This is a genomic window from Micromonospora sp. HK10, from assembly GCF_000982955.1.
In the GTDB taxonomy this organism is placed as follows: Bacteria; Actinomycetota; Actinomycetes; order Mycobacteriales; family Micromonosporaceae; genus Micromonospora.
In genome coordinates this window covers 1-1,903 of record NZ_KQ058767.1, presented here as the reverse complement: position 1 = coordinate 1,903, position 1,903 = coordinate 1, and the positions used below count along the sequence as shown (strand labels likewise).

The window sequence follows — 1,903 nt, the reverse complement described above, 5'->3', positions numbered from 1 at the left end:
CGGCACCGGCACCGGCACCGGCCACAGTCGCCGCACCGGCCACGGTCGCCGCACCGGCCACAGTCGCGGCACCGGCCACGGTCGCCGCACCGGTCAGTGGCAGGCGCGCGGAGACCGCGAAACCGCCGTCCCGGGGCCCCGCGTCGAACCGGCCGCCGGCCAGCCGGACCCGCTCGCGCAGGCCGAGCAGGCCGGAGCCGTGCGACGCCGGCCCCGGCAGCGGCCCGGCGGGCGGCGGACCGTTCACCACGCGCACCGCCACCTCGGCGTCGGCCCGTTCGACGACGACGGTCACCGGGGCGCCGGGGGCGTACCGGGCGGCGTTGGTCAGCGCCTCCCGGACCACCCGGTGCACGGCGTGCACGGTCAACGGCGGCAGTTCCTCCTCGGGCGGGTCGCCCCGGAGGGTGACCGCCAGCCCGGCCTCGCGCGCCCCGGCGACCAACTCCGCCACGGTCTCGCCGGCCGGCCGCAGGGAGCCCGGCCGCTCCTCGCGGAGCACGCCGATGATCTCGTGCAGCCGCTCGGTGGCCGCGGCCACGCTGGCCCGCAACTCACCGGCCGCCGCCCGGTGCGCCGGCGACAGGTCGGCGGCCAGTTCCAGCGCGGCGGCGCGCAGCGCGATCAGGCTCAGGTCGTGCCCCAGCGAGTCGTGCATGTCCTCGGCGATGCGGGCCCGCTCGCGCAGCCGTACCCGGTCCACCGCGGCCTGCCGCTCCCGCTCCTCCGCCTCGGCGTGCCGTCGCCCCGCGTCGGCGAGCGCCTGCTGCTGGCGGCGCAGCCGCCCGAGCAGCCAGGGGAACACCCCGGCGAAGAGCAGCACCATGGCCAGCATGAGCCAGGTCTGCGGCCCGGTGCCGAGCAGCCCCAGGTTGAGCGCGGTGCCGGCCACCGCGATCACCCCGAACACCACCGCGACCCGGCCGGTGCCGGCGCTGCGCCGCCCGGCCAGATAGCTGAACACCGGGATGGCGAAGACGAAATTGCCGTCGAACAACGATCCGGCCACCACCGCCACCAGCGCGACCAGGGGCAGCCGGCGGCCCAGCGCCACCGCCAGGCCGAGCAGCGCCAGCGAGGCGAGCAGCAGCGGCACCGCGTGTCGCGGCCAGGGCGGGGTGAGGCCGGCGTACGCCACCGGGGTGGAGATCGCGGCCCAGAGCAGCAGGTCGCCGACCCACCGCCGGCCGGCCGGACCGGTTCGTCGCTGGTGTGGCACGGCGGCCACGGTACCGGCGCCAGCCGGCACCGGACACCGACGAAAGTCAGGGCTCAGCCGGCGTCCTCGGCCCAGGCCCGCCAGTCGTCGAGCACCCCGTACAGGGCGGGGGTGAGCCAGCCGGGGGCCGACCGGCGGAACACGCCGGGATCCATCGAACCGGCGCCCATCGGCACCGCACCCAGCAGGTTCGGCACCAGCTCCGACAGGTTGAGCCAGTGCACCAGCTCCGGCTCGGCCGGCCAGGCACCGATGACCACCCCGGCCGGCACCGCCCGCCGCTCCAGCGCCTCCAGGGTGAGCGCCGTGTGGTTCAAGGTGCCGAGCCCGGCGCGGGCCACCACCACGGCCGGGGCGCCCAGCGACACCGCCAGGTCGGCCACCGTCCACGGCTCGCCCGAAGGGCGCAGCCCCATCGGTACGAGCAGCCCGCCGGCGCCCTCGACGAGCACCAGGTCGTGCTTGTCGGCCGCCGCGCGGATCTCGTCGACGGCCGTGTACAGCTCCAACGGCGCAAGCTCGGCGACCCGGGCCGCGGCCAGCGGGGCGAGCGGGTCCGGATAGCTGGCCAGGGTCCGGCCGGTGAGCGGGGCGGCCAGCCGGCTCACCGCGTCGACGTCGCCGGGCTCGCCGGTGGCCGTACCGGTCTGGCCGGGCTTGACCACGGCGACCCGCAGCCCGGCC

General features: G+C 77.8%; 2 protein-coding genes. Both read right to left on the bottom strand.

What is annotated here, in order from left to right:
* A partial coding sequence (locus tag LQ51_RS10040) for a sensor histidine kinase (RefSeq protein WP_231605674.1) occupies positions 1 to 1,219 on the bottom strand: 1,219 nt, incomplete at its 3' end.
* A 53-nt stretch (positions 1,220 to 1,272) separates the two neighbouring features.
* Positions 1,273 to 1,903 (bottom strand): ATP-dependent dethiobiotin synthetase BioD (gene bioD, locus LQ51_RS10035; protein WP_046564457.1); only part of this gene is annotated, 631 nt, incomplete at its 5' end.